The sequence below is a fragment of the Microbacterium sp. LBN7 genome, from assembly GCF_045690345.1.
Classification (GTDB): domain Bacteria; phylum Actinomycetota; class Actinomycetes; order Actinomycetales; family Microbacteriaceae; genus Microbacterium.
Genome location: NZ_CP147856.1, coordinates 439,947 through 455,668, shown reverse-complemented (window position 1 = coordinate 455,668; position 15,722 = coordinate 439,947). Strand labels below are relative to the sequence as shown.

General features: G+C 71.7%; 11 protein-coding genes. 6 read left to right on the top strand and 5 right to left on the bottom strand.

From position 1 onward, the window contains the following. Window position 1 precedes the first annotated feature (1 nt). Window positions 2–937, top strand: coding sequence for a DUF817 domain-containing protein (locus LBN7_RS02175; protein ID WP_341945797.1), 936 nt, complete (start codon window positions 2–4; stop codon window positions 935–937). Here the strand turns inward: LBN7_RS02175 and LBN7_RS02170 are convergent. After that, window positions 924–2,447 carry a DEAD/DEAH box helicase gene (locus tag LBN7_RS02170; protein ID WP_116636542.1) on the bottom strand — a complete coding sequence of 508 codons (1,524 nt, stop codon included), beginning with the start codon at window positions 2,445–2,447 and terminating at the stop codon, window positions 924–926. The genes LBN7_RS02175 and LBN7_RS02170 overlap by 14 nt on opposite strands. A 192-nt stretch (window positions 2,448–2,639) precedes the next feature. On the opposite strand from LBN7_RS02170, the gene LBN7_RS02165 reads away from it, so the two are divergent. Beyond that, a complete protein-coding gene (locus LBN7_RS02165) occupies window positions 2,640–3,353 on the top strand; it encodes a ferritin-like fold-containing protein (RefSeq protein ID WP_116636541.1) in 714 nt (237 codons plus the stop codon). Here LBN7_RS02165 and LBN7_RS02160 read toward each other — a convergent pair. The 3 genes from LBN7_RS02160 to LBN7_RS02150 are packed head-to-tail and all read right to left on the bottom strand — an operon-like array spanning window position 3,350 to window position 4,385. Further along, entirely contained in the window at window positions 3,350–3,847 is a 498-nt protein-coding gene (locus LBN7_RS02160) for a hypothetical protein (RefSeq protein ID WP_243408994.1), read from the bottom strand. The two genes, LBN7_RS02165 and LBN7_RS02160, sit on opposite strands and share 4 nt — an antisense overlap. An 18-nt stretch (window positions 3,848–3,865) precedes the next feature. Next, the gene (locus LBN7_RS02155; RefSeq protein WP_116636540.1) at window positions 3,866–4,153 is read right to left on the bottom strand and encodes a hypothetical protein; all 288 of its coding nucleotides are present in this window, start codon (window positions 4,151–4,153) and stop codon (window positions 3,866–3,868) included. 7 nt (window positions 4,154–4,160) lie between these two features. Further along, the gene (locus tag LBN7_RS02150) at window positions 4,161–4,385 is read right to left on the bottom strand and encodes a DUF3107 domain-containing protein (RefSeq protein WP_116636539.1); all 225 of its coding nucleotides are present in this window, start codon (window positions 4,383–4,385) and stop codon (window positions 4,161–4,163) included. A 149-nt stretch (window positions 4,386–4,534) separates the two neighbouring features. Here LBN7_RS02150 and LBN7_RS02145 point away from each other — a divergent pair, with 149 nt between their 5' ends. Together LBN7_RS02145 and LBN7_RS02140 are read left to right on the top strand one after the other, a co-directional pair. Next, the gene (locus LBN7_RS02145; RefSeq protein ID WP_407360820.1) at window positions 4,535–7,744 is read left to right on the top strand and encodes an ATP-dependent helicase; all 3,210 of its coding nucleotides are present in this window, start codon (window positions 4,535–4,537) and stop codon (window positions 7,742–7,744) included. Further along, window positions 7,708–11,247 (top strand): UvrD-helicase domain-containing protein, encoded by a 3,540-nt coding sequence (locus LBN7_RS02140; RefSeq protein WP_407360819.1) that lies wholly within the window; start codon window positions 7,708–7,710, stop codon window positions 11,245–11,247. The genes LBN7_RS02145 and LBN7_RS02140 overlap by 37 nt, the downstream gene beginning before the upstream one ends. Here the strand turns inward: LBN7_RS02140 and LBN7_RS02135 are convergent. Then, window positions 11,193–12,608, bottom strand: coding sequence for a hypothetical protein (locus tag LBN7_RS02135; RefSeq protein ID WP_407360818.1), 1,416 nt, complete (start codon window positions 12,606–12,608; stop codon window positions 11,193–11,195). The two genes, LBN7_RS02140 and LBN7_RS02135, sit on opposite strands and share 55 nt — an antisense overlap. Window positions 12,609–12,672: 64 nt before the next feature. Here LBN7_RS02135 and nudC point away from each other — a divergent pair, with 64 nt between their 5' ends. Beyond that, complete coding sequence (nudC, locus tag LBN7_RS02130; protein ID WP_407360817.1) at window positions 12,673–13,554, top strand: NAD(+) diphosphatase; 882 nt, start codon at window positions 12,673–12,675, stop codon at window positions 13,552–13,554. Next, window positions 13,551–15,272 carry an ATP-dependent helicase gene (locus tag LBN7_RS02125; protein ID WP_407360816.1) on the top strand — a complete coding sequence of 574 codons (1,722 nt, stop codon included), beginning with the start codon at window positions 13,551–13,553 and terminating at the stop codon, window positions 15,270–15,272. The genes nudC and LBN7_RS02125 overlap by 4 nt, the downstream gene beginning before the upstream one ends. The last annotated feature ends 450 nt before the right edge of the window (window positions 15,273–15,722 follow it).

Below are 15,722 nucleotides of genomic sequence, written 5' to 3'. Positions count from 1 at the left end.
CATGCAGCGAGCGACTTCCCTGGAGCGCCGCGTCGATGCCGCCGCGAGGCGCGTGCTCCTCGGCGCTCCGGCGGACGGCATCCGCGCGGGACTCGTCGAGTTCGCGGTGTTCGTCCTCAAGCAGGCCTGGGCGTGCATCTTCGGCGCCGCGCTGCTGATCGTGATCGTCGCCGCGCAGCTCTGGTATCCCGACGACGCGGCCCTCGCCCGCAACGACGCGCTCACGATCGCCGCGGTTCTCATCCAGATCGCGATGCTGGTGTTCCGCCTCGAGAGCGGACGCGAGCTCTGGGTCATCGTCCTGTTCCATCTCACCGGCACGGCGATGGAGCTGTTCAAGACGGATGCCGGCTCGTGGGCCTATGCCGCCGACGGCGTTCTCCGCATCGGCGGGGTCCCGCTGTTCAGCGGCTTCATGTACGCGGCCGTCGGCTCGTACATGGTGCGCGTCTACCGGCTGTTCGATCTGGGGTTCACCCGCTACCCGCGTCGATGGATCACGGCGATCCTGGCCGCGGCGATCTACCTGAACTTCTTCACGCACCACTGGTGGTGGGACGCCCGCTGGGTGCTGCTCGCCGGGGTCGTGGCGCTCTGGGTGCCCACCGTGATGCACGCGCGTGTGTGGCGTCGCACCGTCCGGCTGCCGCTCCTGCTCGTCTTCGGCGGCGTGGCGGCGTTCATCTACCTCGCTGAGAACATCGGCACCTGGGCCGGGGCGTGGGCGTACCCCGATCAGGCGGAGACCTGGCAGCCCGTCTCGCTGAGCAAGCTGAGCTCGTGGTTCCTGCTGATGATCATCTCGGTGGTCCTGGTCGCGTGGGTCTATCCGCCGCAGATTCCCGGGTCGATGCTGCGCGCCGGTGCCGGAGACAGCGGAGGGGCGGATGCCGCTCGCGCAGCATCCGCCCCTCCGACGTCGATCAGGCCCCGGTGACGGGGGCGGCGCCGGGGGCGCCGGAGCCGCCGCGACGGCGACGACGACGGCGTGCCGGGGCCGGCTTCCCGTCGTGGTGCTCCTTGCCCGCACCGTCGTGGGTGCCGCTGCCGTCGGCGCCGCGATCGGCGGACGGAGCGGTCTGGCCGTCGGAGGCGGTCGACTCGGAGCCGCCCTCGGCGAAGGTGGAGCCGACCGGGTTCTCGCTGTTGCGACGGCGACGGCGGCGACGCGTGCCGCTCTCATCGCTGCCCTCGGCGGCGGCATCCGCTGCGCGCTCCGGGCGACGCGTGCGCTCGGTCTTCACCGACTGCGTCTTCGGGGCGGTCGTCAGACGACCCTTGGTGCCCTCGGGGATGTCGAGGTCGGAGAACAGGTGCGGGCTCGACGAGTAGGTCTCGACGGGCTCGGGCTGGCCGAACTCGAGGGCCCGGTTGATCAGGGCCCACTTGTGCAGGTCCTCCCAGTCGACGAAGGTCACCGCGATGCCGGTCTTGCCCGCGCGACCGGTACGGCCGGCGCGGTGCAGGTACGTCTTGTCCTCGTCCGGGATGGTGTGGTTGATCACGTGCGTCACGTCGTCGACGTCGATGCCGCGGGCGGCGACATCGGTCGCGACGAGCACATCGCGCTTGCCGGCCTTGAACGCGGCCATCGACCGCTCGCGCTGATCCTGACCCATATCGCCGTGCACGCCGCCGACGTTGAAGCCGCGGTCGCCCAGCTCGTCGACGAGGCGCTGCGCTGCACGCTTGGTGCGCGTGAAGATCACGGTCTTTCCGCGGCCCTCGGCCTGCAGGATGCGGGCGATGATCTCGTCCTTGTCCATCGAATGCGCGCGGTAGACGAGGTGCTTGATGTTCGCCTGCGTGAGGCCCTCGTCCGGGTCGCTGGCGCGGATGTGGATCGGGTTCGTCATGAAGCGGCGGGCGAGTGCCACGATCGGGCCGGGCATGGTCGCCGAGAACAGCTGCGTGTGCCGGACGGCCGGGACCTTCTGGAAGATCTTCTCGATGTCGGCCAGGAAGCCCAGATCGAGCATCTTGTCGGCCTCGTCGAGCACGACCTCGGTCGCGTTGGAGAGGTCGAGCAGGCGCTGCCCCGCGAGGTCGATCAGACGACCGGGCGTGCCGACGACGATCTGCGCGCCGGCCTTGAGCTGGTCGATCTGACCCTCGTAGGCCTTTCCGCCGTAGATCGCGACGACGCTCGTGGAGCGGTTGCTGGTGAGCAGATCGATGTCCTCGTACACCTGCACCGCGAGCTCACGGGTCGGGACGACGATGAGCGCCTTCACCCCGTGCTCCGGGTCCTTGCCGAGCCGCTGGACGACGGGGATGCCGAAGCCGAAGGTCTTGCCGGTACCCGTCTTCGCCTGGCCGATGATGTCCTGGCCGGGAAGGCCGAGGGGGATGGTCTGCTCCTGGATGGGGAAAGCGTCGACGATGCCCTTCGAGGCGAGCGCGTCGATGATGTCCTGATCGATATTGAGATCAGCGAAAGTTGTCACTTGTTCAGATGCCTGTCCGGCGACCCTCTGGGGCGCCACGTAAACGGATCCACGCCGTCTCTTGTGCCACAGGCGCGGGGGCCCGCTCCGACGGCGGGACACGCCCAGCCTACCCGAGGGGCGGTGCGGGCCAGGAAGAGGTGCTGCGCCCGAGTATTGTGAACGACGTGGTGAACTCGACAGGGAGGCCCCGTGGTTAAGTGGTTCTGGCAGCGCGACGCCGCGCCGCGCCGCACGCTGGCCCTCCGCAGCCGGGGCGATCAGGGCGACGCGACCCGCGTCGACTTCGCCGAGCTCGCGCCGGAGCTGAATCGCTTCCTCGGGCAGGCCGCGTACCTCCAGCTCGGCTACTTCGAGACGCTCACGCGTCTGATCCGCGCGACGCCCGAGCTCTCCGAGAAGGAATCCCTCTCCCGCGCGGCCGGAGCGGCGCTGACGAAGCATCGCGCGATCGTCGACCTCATCGCGGAACGAGGCGACGACCCGACGCAGCTCATGCTGCCGTTCCGCGAGAACCTCGACGCCTTCCGCCGCAAGACCATCGGCGCGCGCCCCCGCGAGACCCTGCTGGCGGTCTACATCACCGCGGGGATGCTCGACGACTTCTATCTGGCGCTGGCCTCGAGCTACGCCGACACCGGACGCCGGGTGGTCGAGATCCTCCGGGAGGACGATGCGCGCCACGAGATCGTCGCGATCATCCAGGAGACGATCGAGAGCGACGAGGAGTGGCGTTCGCTGCTGTCGATGTGGGCGCGTCGGCTCGTCGGCGACACGATCCTCGTCTGCCGCTCAGCGCTGCGCCCGGAGCGGCTCGCGGCCGACGACGAGCGCATCGAGCCCGTGTACACCGAGCTGATGGGCGCGCACGCGCGGCGCATGGACGCGATGGGGCTCGCCTCCTAGGCCGACCGCGTCCGCTCCAGCTTCCTGGTCAGGCGCCAGGCGATGACGAGCGGGATCACGCCGAGCACCCCGAACGACATGTCGATCAGCTGCCATCCGAGCGGGATGCCGCGGATGCCGCCGGCGATCAGGGCGAGCGGGATGATCCCGGCGCAGGCGATGACGCCGAACTGGATGACCCAGATGTTGCGCACCGGATCGACCAGCGGGCCGATGAAGACGACCGCGATCACGAGATGCGCGTAGGCGAGCCAGTCCGTGCCGTAGGAGATGAACGGGTAGCGTCCGTCCACGTCGGCCAGCGCATCGGCCACCCGGTCGACCCACGCCACGGCGTCGGGGAACCAGCCGGCGGCGGGAGATGCGTGCAGGATGTCGGAGCCGATCGCGAGTTCGATCCGCAGCGGAAACGCCGTGACGCCGCTCACGAACAGTCCGAGGATCATGATCCCGATGCAGATCCTGATCCAGCGCAGCGTGCGCCGCTCGTCCACGTCAGCTCGGTCGCCGGGTCAGATCCCGAGCGCGGCCTTGGCCTGGGCATCCGATCGGCGGCGCACCGCGACGATCGCCACCGTCGCCAGGACCGCGACGGCCACGGCTCCGAGGACGCTCGCGAGCCAGAGCCAGATGCTGTCCTCGCCGAGCCCCGCCCACTGCAGGCCGGTGTACGCGATCGCCGACACGGCCGTCGCGATGGCCGGAGTCACGGCGACGCCGCGCAGGTCGCGGCCGCCGATCAGATAGTGCGCGCCGATGCCGAGAGCGCACGCGCCGATGAGCGCGAGGAGGATGTACATCGTCCGGTCAGGCGACGAAGCCGACGCGGCGGGATTCCTCGGAGCCCAGCTCGATGTAGGCGAGGTTCGCGGTCGGGACGAGGTAGGAGTTGCCCTTCACGTCGGAGAAGTTCAGGTGCGTCGAGCTCTGCTCGAGTGCGGCCGAGACCTGGGTGCGGACCTCGTCCGCGCTCGCGCCGGTGTCGAAGCTCAGCTCGCGGCCGGTGTTGATGATGCCGATGCGGATTTCCACGCGTGCTCCTTGAAGTTCGTCGGACGTCCCAACTCTACCCCGCGCGCACCGGGCGGGATCGGCCGCCGGAGCCGGTTTCGCCGTGAGCGCACACGGCGTGCGGGCAGGGCGCGGCGACGATGTCCGCGCGCCCCGATACCGTGGAGGACATGACACCGGATGCCGCGCAGCGAGCCGTCGTCGCCGCCGCGTCGACCGCCTCGGGGGTCATCATCGGCGCGCCGGGCACAGGGAAGACCCGCACCCTCGTCGATCGCGTCGTGCACCTGCTCGACACCGAGGGGATGCGCCCGGAGGAGGTGCTCGTGCTCACGCCGAGCCGCCAGGCCGCGACCGCGCTGCGCGACCGGATCGGCGTGCGCATCGGGCAGGCGACACCGGGGCCCCTCGCTCGCTCGCTGGGCTCGTTCGCCTTCCAGCTCGTGCGCGGCGCGATGGTGCGTGCCGGCGCCGAGCCGCCGGCTCTGCTCACGGGCGCCGACCAGGACCGCATCATCGCGGAGCTGCTGGCGGGCGACGCCGAAGACGAGCGCATCCCGTGGCCCGAGGCGCTCAGCGCATCCGTGCGCGCGTCCAAGGGATTCCGCTCCGAGCTGCGAGCCTTCCTCGCGGAGTGCACCGAGATCGGCGCCCACCCCGACGAGCTCCGCGCGTCGGGCAACAAGGTGTGGGCCGCCGCGGCCGAGTTCCTCGTCGAGTACCGTGCGGTGCTCGACGCCTTGCGCTCGGCGCACCGCGACGCCGCCGACCTGCTCAGCGAGGCGAGCGCGATACTGCAGACCGCCGAGCCTGCTGCGCTCGGTCCGCTCGCGTCGCTGCGGGTCGTGCTCATCGACGACGCGCAGGAGCTGACCCGAGGCGGGATCGCCGTGGTCGGGGCTCTGCGGAGCCGGGGGATCGCGGTGCTCGCGTTCGGCGATCCCGACATCTCCTCCGGAGCCTTCCGCGGCGCCAGCCCCGAGCTCTTCGCACAGCTCGCCGGCGTGCTGGGCGACGTGCGCGTCCTCGACGGGTCGCACCGTCAGCGTCCGGCGCTCACCGCTCTGACGCGCACCGTGACCCAGGCGATCGGCGTCTCCGGTCGCGTCGAGCACCGCCGGGCGCCGGTGCCGGTGGCCGACGAGGCTGCGGCGGCCGTGAGCACCTTCATCGCCCCTTCGCCGTACGAGGAGTTGGACCGCATCGCGGGCGTCATGCGCGACTGGCATCTGACCGACGGCGTCCGCTGGGATCGCATGGCCGTCATCGCGCACGACACCCGTCAGGTGACGACGCTCGAGACCGAGCTGGCGGCCCGCGAGATCCCGACACGAGCGGCAGGCGTCCAGCGTCCGCTCGGCAGCGAGGGCATCGTGCGCGACATCGTCGGCGTCGTGCGTCTCGCGCTGACGCCGGCCGACGAGCGGACCCCGCAGGCGCTGGAGGAGGCGCTGCGCACCCCGTTCGGCGGGATGGACGCCATCGGGCTGCGGCGTCTGCGTGCGCGGCTGCGGCACATCGAGCTCGAACAGGGCGGGTCGACCCCTGCCCGCGAGCTGCTGCGGCAGGCGATGACCGCTCCCGCCCACCTGACGCTGATCGACGCTGCCGAGTCCCGCAGCGCGGCGCGGTTCGCCGAGACGATCGCTGCGCTCGCCGATGCCGCGTCCGCGGGAGAGACCATCCACGACCTCCTGTGGCGGGTGTGGGACCAGGCCCGCGCGGTCGACGGACGCAGACTGCATGTGGCCTGGCGGGAGATCTCGCTTCTGCCGACCGGTGCCGAGACCGCACGTTCCCTCGATGCGCTGGTGTCGCTGTTCGACGCGGCGAAGCGTTTCGTCGAGCGCTCGCCGAACGAGAAGCCCGAGACGTTCGTCCGCGACATCCTCGACAGCGAGGTCCCCGAGGACTCGCTCTCGACGCCGGATCGACCGGGCAAGGTGACGCTGCTGACGCCGGCGACCGCGCTCGGCACCGAATTCGACGTCGTGGTCGTCGCCGGTGTGCAGGACGGCGTCTGGCCCAACGTCCGCCTGCGCGGAGGACTGCTGCAGACCTGGCGGCTCGCCGACGAGATCGAGGCCGCTCGGACGGGGACGAGCATCGAGGCCCCCGGCGTCGTCGACCGTCGCCGCGCGGCTCTGCACGACGAGCTGCGCCTGTTCGTGCGGGCCATCTCGCGCGCGCGCGACCGGCTCCTCATCACCGCGGTCGACGACGACGACATGACGCCCAGCGCTTTCTTCGGCTTCCTGCCCGCCCCCGAGTCGCCGGAGCGTCACGTGTCGGCCGAGCATCCGCTCACCCTGCGCGGCATGGTCGCCCGTCACCGTCGCACGCTCACCTCCGTGCCCTCCGAGACGCTGCGGCGCGAGGCGGCCGCGCAACTCGCCGTCCTCGCCCGCGAAGGCGTGCCGGGCGCCGATCCGGCCGAATGGTACGGCGTGACCCCGCGATCGACGGATGCTCCGCTGCGCGATCTGGCGGTCGCCGGGGCGCGCGTGTCGCCCTCGAAGATGGAATCGTACGAGGAGTGCGGCCTGAACTGGGTCGTCGCGGCTCTCGGCGGCGACACCGTCATGCCCCCCACGGCGGGGATCGGGACGATCGTGCACGAGGCGATGGAGCGGGTTCCCGACGGCGACCTCGAGCAGATGCGCGCGATCGTCGCCGAGCACTGGCCCGAACTCGACTTCGAGACCGAGTGGATCGGGCGCAAGGAGCGTCGGCGCGCCGACCTGTTCGTCGATCGGCTGCACGCGTACCTCGGCGACGTGCGCCGTGACGACGGCCAGGTCATCGGCAGCGAGGTCGAGTTCCGGTTCGCCGTCGACCTGGCGGACGAGGAGGCCGCACCCGTCGTGCACGCCGTCGGCGAGGACCGCGCGAATCAGGCCATCATCCACGGGTACATCGACCGGGTCGAGGCCTATCCGCCGGGGCTCGGCGAGCATGCGCATGCGCGCGGCCGCGGCTGGGAGTCGATGTCGGGCGGTCCGGCCGGGCCGACCGTGGTGGTCGACCTGAAGACCGGCAAGACCGATCCGGAGTCCGACTCCGGCGTGCTCGAGCATGCCCAGCTCGCGGCGTACCAGGTCGCCGTGCAGCAGGGGCTGATCGAGGGGGCTCCGCCCGAATCGCTCGCCGGTGCGCGCCTCGTTATCGTGTCGAAGACCCTCGCGAAGAGCGACTACCGGATCGCCCACCAGCACACGCTCGACGACGAGTCGCGCTCGGCCTTCCTGCGCCGAGTGGCGGGCGCGGCGCGCGGCATGTCGGCGTCGAGCTTCACGGCCCAGGTCGAGTCGCACTGCGCCGACACGCAGCGCCGCGTGCACCCGTGCCGCATCCACACCGTGCCGGCGGTGAGCTCGTGACGGCATGGGCGGTATCCGGCAGCCTGTCCGCGACCGACATCGCCGCCGCCCTGGGGCAGCCGCCGCCCACCGCGGCGCAGCAGCGCGTGATCGAGGCGCCACCTGAGCCGGCGCTCGTCGTCGCCGGCGCGGGCAGCGGCAAGACCGAGACCATGTCGGGACGCGTCGTATGGCTCGTCGCCAACGGGCACGTGCGCCGCGACGAGATCCTCGGGCTCACCTTCACGCGCAAGGCGGCAGGGGAGCTCGCCGAGCGGATCGGGACCCGCCTCTCCGTGATCGACGAGTACGGACGACGGGGACTGCTGCCGCATCTCGCCGAGATCGTTCGCGGCGATGCGCTCCGCCGCGTCACGGATGCGGCGTCGGGACGTCAGCGCGAGCTCGTGCGCACCCACGTCCTCGACGAGCTGGCGTCGGGATTCGGGACGGGGTGGGATCCGGCGACGCCCCGCGCCGCCGAGGACCTGATGATCCGTCCGCGGGTGTCGACGTACAACGCCTTCGCCGACGGGATCGTCCGCGAGCACGCCGCGCGGATCGGTCGCGACCCCGACGTGGCGATGCTCAGCCAAGCCGCGTCCTGGATGCTGGCGCGCGAAGTGGTGCTGCGCAGCGACCTTCCCGAGCTCGAGAACATCGACTTCGCTCTCGGGACCGTGATCGACGCCGTGCAGCGGCTGGCCGGGGATGCGCTGGACCACCGCGTCGATCTCGACCTCGCGGAGCGGATCGCGCGGGAGCAGGCACTCGCCTTCGCCCCCTACCGGTCGAACGCCGACGTCGAGAAGGCGGCGTCGAACCTGCTGAGCCTGCCCACCCTCGCCGACCTCGTTCGCGACTACATGGCCGAGAAGGAGCGGCGCGGCGTGCTCGACTTCGCCGACCAGGTGGGCGGCGCCTACGACATCGTCGAGTCCGCCCCCGACGTGCGCGCCGAGCTCCGCGAGCAGCACCGTGTCGTGCTCCTCGACGAGTATCAGGACACCTCCGTCATCCAGACACGGTTCCTCGCCGAGCTCTTCCGGGATGCCGCGGTCATGGCGGTCGGCGACCCGCACCAGTCGATCTACGGGTGGCGGGGCGCGAGCGCCGACAACCTGTACGCCTTCTCGAAGACATTCGCGAGCACGGGAGCCGCGCAGACGTACAGCCTGATGACGAGCTGGCGCAACGACCGCGGCATCCTCGACATCGCGAACCGGGTGCTCGAACCCCTGCAGCGGCCGGGACTCGATGTGCCGCCGCTCGAACCGCGTCCGGGCGCGGGCGACGGAGTCGTGAGCGTGCGCTTCCCGTTCACGGTCGACGACGAGGCCGCGGCCGTCGCGGAATGGTTCGCCGAGCGTCGCGCCGCGCACGAGGCGCAGGGTGCAGCCGGAGGGCAGGGAGACCACGGTCCCCACACCGGCGCGATCCTCTTCCGCTCGAAGAGGCACATGCAGACCTTCGCCGGAGCGCTCGCCGCCCGCGGCATCCCGCATCGGATCCTCGGCCTCGGGGGACTGCTCACGACGCCCGAGGTGGTCGATGTCGTCTCCACGCTGCGGGTCGTCCACGACCCGACGGCGGGGTCGGCACTGATCCGCCTGCTCACCGGACCGCGCTTCGGCGTGGGGGTCGCCGACATGGGTGCGCTGTACGACCTCGGTCGCACGCTCGCCGAACGAGACACCGACATGGCGCCCTTGCCGGAGGAGGTGCGGGCGAGGCTGCGTTCGTCGCGCGGGGCCGACGAGGCGGTGTCGATCATCGACGCCGTCGACGTCGTGCGCGCGGTCAGGGACGACTACCGCATGCTCGAGGAGATCACGCCGGAGGGGCGCGCACGGATCCGCGCGGCCGGCGAGATGCTCGAGCGCCTGCGGCGGGCATCCTCGCAGCCGATCCCGGAGCTGATCCGGTTGATCGAGATGGAGCTGCGGCTGGACATCGAGCTCGCGTCGAACGAGACCAGGGGCCCTGCCCGGATCGCGGCGACCCAGCTGCGGGCCTTCGCCGACGAGGTGCGGGCGTTCCTCGCCGCGGACGACCGCGGCACCATCGGAAGCCTCCTGGCCTGGCTCGACAAGGCCGAGAGCACCGATGAGCTCATGCCCCGACCGGAACCGCCGGAACCGGGGGTCGTCCAGCTGCTCACGATCCACGGTTCGAAGGGGTTGGAGTGGGACGCGGTCGCCGTGGTCCGGCTCGTGGCCGACGAGCTGCCCAGTCGCGTCTCGGACACCTCGGGCTGGTTCGGCTTCGGCGTGGTGCCGTTCGCGCTGCGCGGCGATCGCGATGCGCTGCCGCGCTTCGAGTGGGATCCCGTCGAGGCGATGGGGGAGGAGGCCGACCCCGACAAGCGGCAGAAGCTCGCGCAGGCCTCGCTCTCGGGCGGAGCGACGAAGGCCAACCCTCAGGGCGGTGCCCTCAAGCGCTTCAAAGACGCGTACCGCGCGTATCAGCAGCAGGAGGAACGTCGGCTCGCGTATGTCGCGGTGACGCGTGCGCGGACCGATCTGCTGCTCAGCGGGGCGCACTGGGCGGGGCAGAAGGCGCCGCGCACGCCGAGCCCCTACCTCGTCGAGGCCATCGAGGTGCAGCGGCTGGAGCCGATCGAGCCGGTCGACCCGGACGAGAATCCGTACGAAGGGCCGGGGTCGACGCTCACCTGGCCGCTCGATCCGCTGGGTGCACGGCGCGCCGCCGTGACCGCGGCGGTGGCCGCTGTCGATCAGGCGACCAGGACCGGCGTCGCGCAGCCTTCCCCGGAGCTGACCCGCCTGCTCGCCGAGCGCGCCGCACGCCAGCGGGGGACGGATGCCGCGGCCCCGACCCGCGTCCCGGCCTCGCGCTTCAAGGACTACGTCACGGACTTCACCGGCACGCTGTCCTCGATCGTGCGGCCGATGCCCGAACGGCCCTACCGACAGACGCGGCTGGGCACGCTGTTCCACGCCTGGGTCGAGCAGCGCTCAGAGCTCGTCGGCGTCGGAAGCCGCGTCGATGAGGCGCTGTGGGAGCTCGACGAGGACGAGCCGCCCACCGAAGCCGGGTTCGCCGCCGGCGGCAGCGCCGACGGTCCGACGTCGTCGGCGGATGCCGCAGATCTCGCGGCGCTGCAGGAGACGTTCGAGCGCAGCGAGTGGGGCGCCCTGAAGCCGATCGCCGTCGAGATCGAGATCGACTTCGCGCTCGGCGCGGGTGTGGAGGGGACCGAGCAGGCGCACATCGTCATCTGCAAGCTCGACGCCGTCTATCGTCGTGACGACCGCGGCGGGCGCATCGAGATCGTCGACTGGAAGACGGGCAAGGCGCCGCGGACGGCGCAGGAGCGGGACGAGCGGATGCTGCAGCTCGCGCTCTACCGTCTCGCCTACCACCGACGCTTCGAGGTGCCGTTGGACGAGATCGACGTCGCGCTGTACTACGTCGCGGACGATCTCGTCATCCGCGGCGACCGGGTCTACTCCGAGGACGAGCTCTTCCAGCGCTGGAGCGCGGCGCGCGCCGCGCGCTGAGCCTCTTCCGAGTCGTCGGCGGATTCCTCCGCGGAGGCGTCGCCTGAGGCGTCGGCTTCGCGGCGCTGCGGAGCCAGCGGATGCGAGTCCTCGAGCACGCCGGCGACCCCGTTCGTGCCGGCGAACATGCTCGCGACGCCGGACAGATCCTCGGTCTCGAGATTCAGCATCTCGGCGCGGTGGGCGGCATCGGCGCTCTCCGGGTCGGATGCCTCCTCGCGTGCGGCCCACGGCGGGGTGGGCTCGGCATCGGCATCGGCATCGGCGTCATCATCGCGCGCGTCGTCGGTGTCTGCGGCGGCGGCCCAGAGCTCGTTCGGGTTGTAGGCGTCCGTCTGCATGGACGTGTCCACGTGGGTCGCCGCGGTGGCCGGCACACGGTCCAGAGCGTCGAGTGCGGAATCGACCCCCTCGCTCCGGGCCGCGATGATGCTGAGGTCGTCGGTGCGCAGGCCCTCGGCGAGGGATTCGAGCAGCGCGGCCGCGTCATCGACGATGTCGGGCCGGCGCATCGCGTCGCCGTGCACCAGCCACCGGGCGAATTCGAGCTCTGCCAGCAGTCGTGCGCGGACCTCGAGACCGGGATCCGGTGCGCGATCGACCGTACGCGCGTAGGTCGCGTGCACGTCGGGCGCGGCATCCGGTGCAGCCGACAGCCAGGAGAGATCGACGGCGGGGTCGCCGACGGAGAGCCCGTGCCATCCGACGAGGCCGGTGACCTCGGGGCCGCGCTCGGGGTGATCCGTGAAGACGAACGAGGTCGCCTGGACGCCACCGAGGACCACGGTCGACTCGAACCGCCACAGGTCGTCGTCGGCGACGGCGTCGCGCCAGCGCACCGTGAGGCGCGCGGGCACCCGGCCCGTCGCCGCTGCGGAGTCGATGAGGCGGCTCAGCTCGTCACGGGTCTCGTCTGCCGAGCGGGTCACGAGACCGGCTCCGCGGACGACCGAGGTCGGCATCCCGTGGACGGCGGCGATCGCGGCACCCATCGATTCGGCCGCGCCACGCCCGGCCGGGACGAGCGAGGCGTCGATCTGGAATCCGGGGAGGAGCTCGGTCACCAGCGCGCGGCCCGCGCCGACCGATGTCTCGCCGATGTACTCGGGCGCCTGGAACGGCAGCATCGCGCGGACGCCGTCGGTCAGGGCACGCAGCGCCAGGGCCTCCGCGGCCAGTTCTCGAGCGGCCTCCTCGTCGTCGGCGACGCGGATCGCGAGTTCACGGCCGTCGGCCAGAGAGGCGACCGCCGAGTCGAACCGGCCGTCGCCGTCGGCGCTCAGAGGGCGAGCACCCGTGACCTCCGCGCCGGGCAGTGCGGCCGTCACCGCCGCGGCTAGAGTGAATGGAGAGCGTCCCATGCCCCCAGGGTAGGTCGACGCCGGGGCGGTCCCGCCTCCGCCACGCCCGTGAGAGAGGGAGTCGATGACCTTTCAGCCCCCGTCCCTCGACCGCGCCGCCGAGCTCCGCGAGGAGCCGGACGTGCTCGAGCGTCTGCGAGACGACCCCGGAACCCGGGTCATCGTTGTGCGCGAGGGGCGCGTGCGGGTCGTCGACTCGACCCTGCTGCGCGTGCAGGCGGACGCCGTCGGCGACGCGATCTGGGCGCTGCTCGGTCGCGATCAGGACGGGACCGTGCTGCTGCTCGCCGTCGCACCGCCCGAGAACGATGCCCTCGACACGGCTCCGGACGAGATCTGGCTCGGGCTGCGCGACCTCGGCGGACGCATCGACCGCGTCGAGTCCGAACTGCTCGTCGAGGCGATCGCACTCGCCGGATGGCTGCGTGACGCACCCTTCTGCCCGACCTGCGGCGGCGGCACCGAGGTGCGGCAGGCCGGCTGGTCGCGGCGCTGCCTCGTCTGCGGGCGTGACCACTTCCCACGCAACGACCCCGCGGTGATCGTCGCCGTCGAGAGTCGCGACGGCGAGCGACTGCTGCTCGGAGCGAACGCGAACTGGGGCGGGCGCATGTACTCCTGCTTCGCGGGTTTCACCGAGGCCGGGGAGTCGCTCGAGGCGACCGTGCATCGGGAGATCGAGGAGGAGTCCGGCGTGCGCCTCTCCTCGCTGCGCTACATCTCGTCCCAGGCCTGGCCCTTCCCGCGCTCGCTGATGATCGGCTTCCGAGCGGTCGTCGACGACGAGTCCGCGGCTCTCGCCGACGGCGAGGAGATCGTCGACGTCCGGTGGTTCACCCGGAGCGAGATCGCCTCCGCCCTCGCCGGCGACGGCCCTGTGGGGCTGCCGGGTCCGGCATCCATCGCGCGCGCGCTGATCATCGACTGGTACGAGGACCACGCGTGAGCGCACTCGATGCCCTCGACGAGCGGCAGCGGGCTGCGGCATCCGTCCTGCGGGGTCCGGTCGCCGTGCTCGCCGGCGCGGGAACCGGCAAGACCCGCGTGATCACGCATCGCATCGCGCACGGCGTCGACACCGGGGCGTATTCGCCGTCGCGGGTCATGGCGGTGACCTTCACCGCGAAGGCGGCGGGGGAGCTCCGAGGCCGGCTGCGCGCTCTGGGCGTCGAGGGCGTCGCGGCGCGCACGTTCCACGCCACCGCCCTCGCGCAGCTGAACTTCTTCTGGCCGACGCTGGCCGGCTCGCCCGCCCCGGCGATCATCACCAACAAGGTGCGGATGCTGGGGCAGGCGGCCGACGCGATCCGGCTGCGACCGAGCACCGCCACCCTCCGGGACATCGCATCCGAGATCGAGTGGCGCAAGGTGTCGATGCTCTCGATCGACCAGCATGCCGCGCTCGGCCGCACGGTGACGGGTGTCGACTCCGGGCAGCTGGTCGAGCTGATGCGCAATTACGAGGCGCTGAAGGACGAGCGCCGGCAGCTCGACTTCGAGGACGTCCTGCTCGCCTGCGCCGGCATGCTGGAGGCGGAGCCGCGCGTCGCGGCATCCGTCCACGAGCAGTACCGCCACTTCACGGTCGACGAGTTCCAGGACGTCTCGCCGCTGCAGAACCGGCTGCTGGAGCTCTGGCTGGGGGATCGCCAGGACATCTGCGTCGTCGGCGACGCCAGCCAGACCATCTACTCGTTCGCGGGCGCCGAGCAGCGCTTCCTGCTCGAGTTCGAACGCCGTCACCCGGATGCGACCGTCGTGCGGCTCGAGACGAACTACCGGTCGCAGGCTCCCATCCTCACCGCGGCCAACGCGCTGATGCACGGTCGTCCCGGCGCTCTCGAACTCGTCCCCGCCCGAGAGCAGTTCACCGCGGATGCCCCCACCGTCACCGCCTACGACTCCGAGTCCGAGGAGGCCGCGGGCATCGCCGCGGCGATCTCCGCCCGGATCGCCGCGGGAGCCTCCCCGGCCGAGATCGCGGTGCTGTACCGCGCTCACGCGCAGTCGGCGGTGCTGCAGCAGGCGCTCGCGGCGGAGGGCATCCCGACCTCCGTCCTCGGCGGCACGCGCTTCTTCGCGATGCCCGAGGTGCGACAGGCGATCCTCGCGCTGCGCGCCGCGGCCGTGGCTCCGACCGAGCAGGGCTTCCTGCCGAACGTGCAGCGGGTGCTGCGCGAGCTCGGCCTGACCGACGAGCCGCCCGCTGCCGGCGGCGCCCAGCGCGACGGCTGGGAGGCGCGACGGGCGATCCTGCGACTCGCGGAGGAAGCGGGCTCCGAGGCGAACCTGCGCACGTTCAGCGACGCCATGATGGCGCGGGCGAAGGATCAGCACGAGCCCACCATGCGCACCGTGACGCTGTCGACCCTGCACGCCGCGAAGGGCCTCGAGTGGCCGCACGTGCACCTCGCGGGGTGGGCCGAGGGATCGCTGCCGATCTCCTACGCATCGAGCTTCGAGGCCATCGATGAGGAGCGGCGACTGGCCTATGTGGGGGTCACGCGCGCCGCACGGACGCTGGACATCTCGTGGTCGCGGTCGGCAGGGCGAGGAGAGCGGGCACCGTCGCGGTTCCTGGCGGAGATGGGGACGACGGCGCGCGGCACCGGCATCCTTCGTGAAACGTCACCGCGCGATGCTCACGCGAGCCGTCCGCGCTGACCCGCACGATCTCGCCGCCGCCTCCCGCCGCGAGGAGTCGCGCCGCCGCGAGTGCTCCCTCCGCCACCTGCGCCGCCCGCAGCACAGCGGGACCGCGGCCGATCATCTGTGCATGCAGCAGCGGCCACGCCGGGTCGAGGCGCGCATCGTCGGCGTCTCGGCAGGCCAGACAGGGTGACTCCCCGGGGAGTACCAGGGGACCGGCCGAGACCCGGCCCGGCTCGAAGGCGACGGGGAGATGGGGGATGTCCTCGCGCAGGTAGCGCGCGAACTGCACGGCGGCGGCGGCGCCCTGCACGAGGATCACGCCGACCGCACCGCGGACCGAGCGGTCGACCAGCGCGATCCCCTCGTCCTCGAGCACCTCTCTGGCGCGGTGGGCGGCGCGTCCGTCGGTGACGCCGATGATTTTGACCCACGCGGGGCGAACCGTCGGCGGATCGTCGATCA

What these genes read in the sequence shown, in the direction of transcription:
- LBN7_RS02135 (WP_407360818.1), bottom strand. Translation starts at nt 12,608, where the DNA reads ATGGGACGCTCTCCATTCACTCTAGCCGCGGCGGTGACGGCCGCACTG.
- LBN7_RS02175 (WP_341945797.1), top strand. Translation starts at nt 2, where the DNA reads ATGCAGCGAGCGACTTCCCTGGAGCGCCGCGTCGATGCCGCCGCGAGG.
- LBN7_RS02145 (WP_407360820.1), top strand. Translation starts at nt 4,535, where the DNA reads ATGACACCGGATGCCGCGCAGCGAGCCGTCGTCGCCGCCGCGTCGACC.
- nudC (WP_407360817.1), top strand. Translation starts at nt 12,673, where the DNA reads ATGACCTTTCAGCCCCCGTCCCTCGACCGCGCCGCCGAGCTCCGCGAG.
- LBN7_RS02155 (WP_116636540.1), bottom strand. Translation starts at nt 4,153, where the DNA reads ATGTACATCCTCCTCGCGCTCATCGGCGCGTGCGCTCTCGGCATCGGC.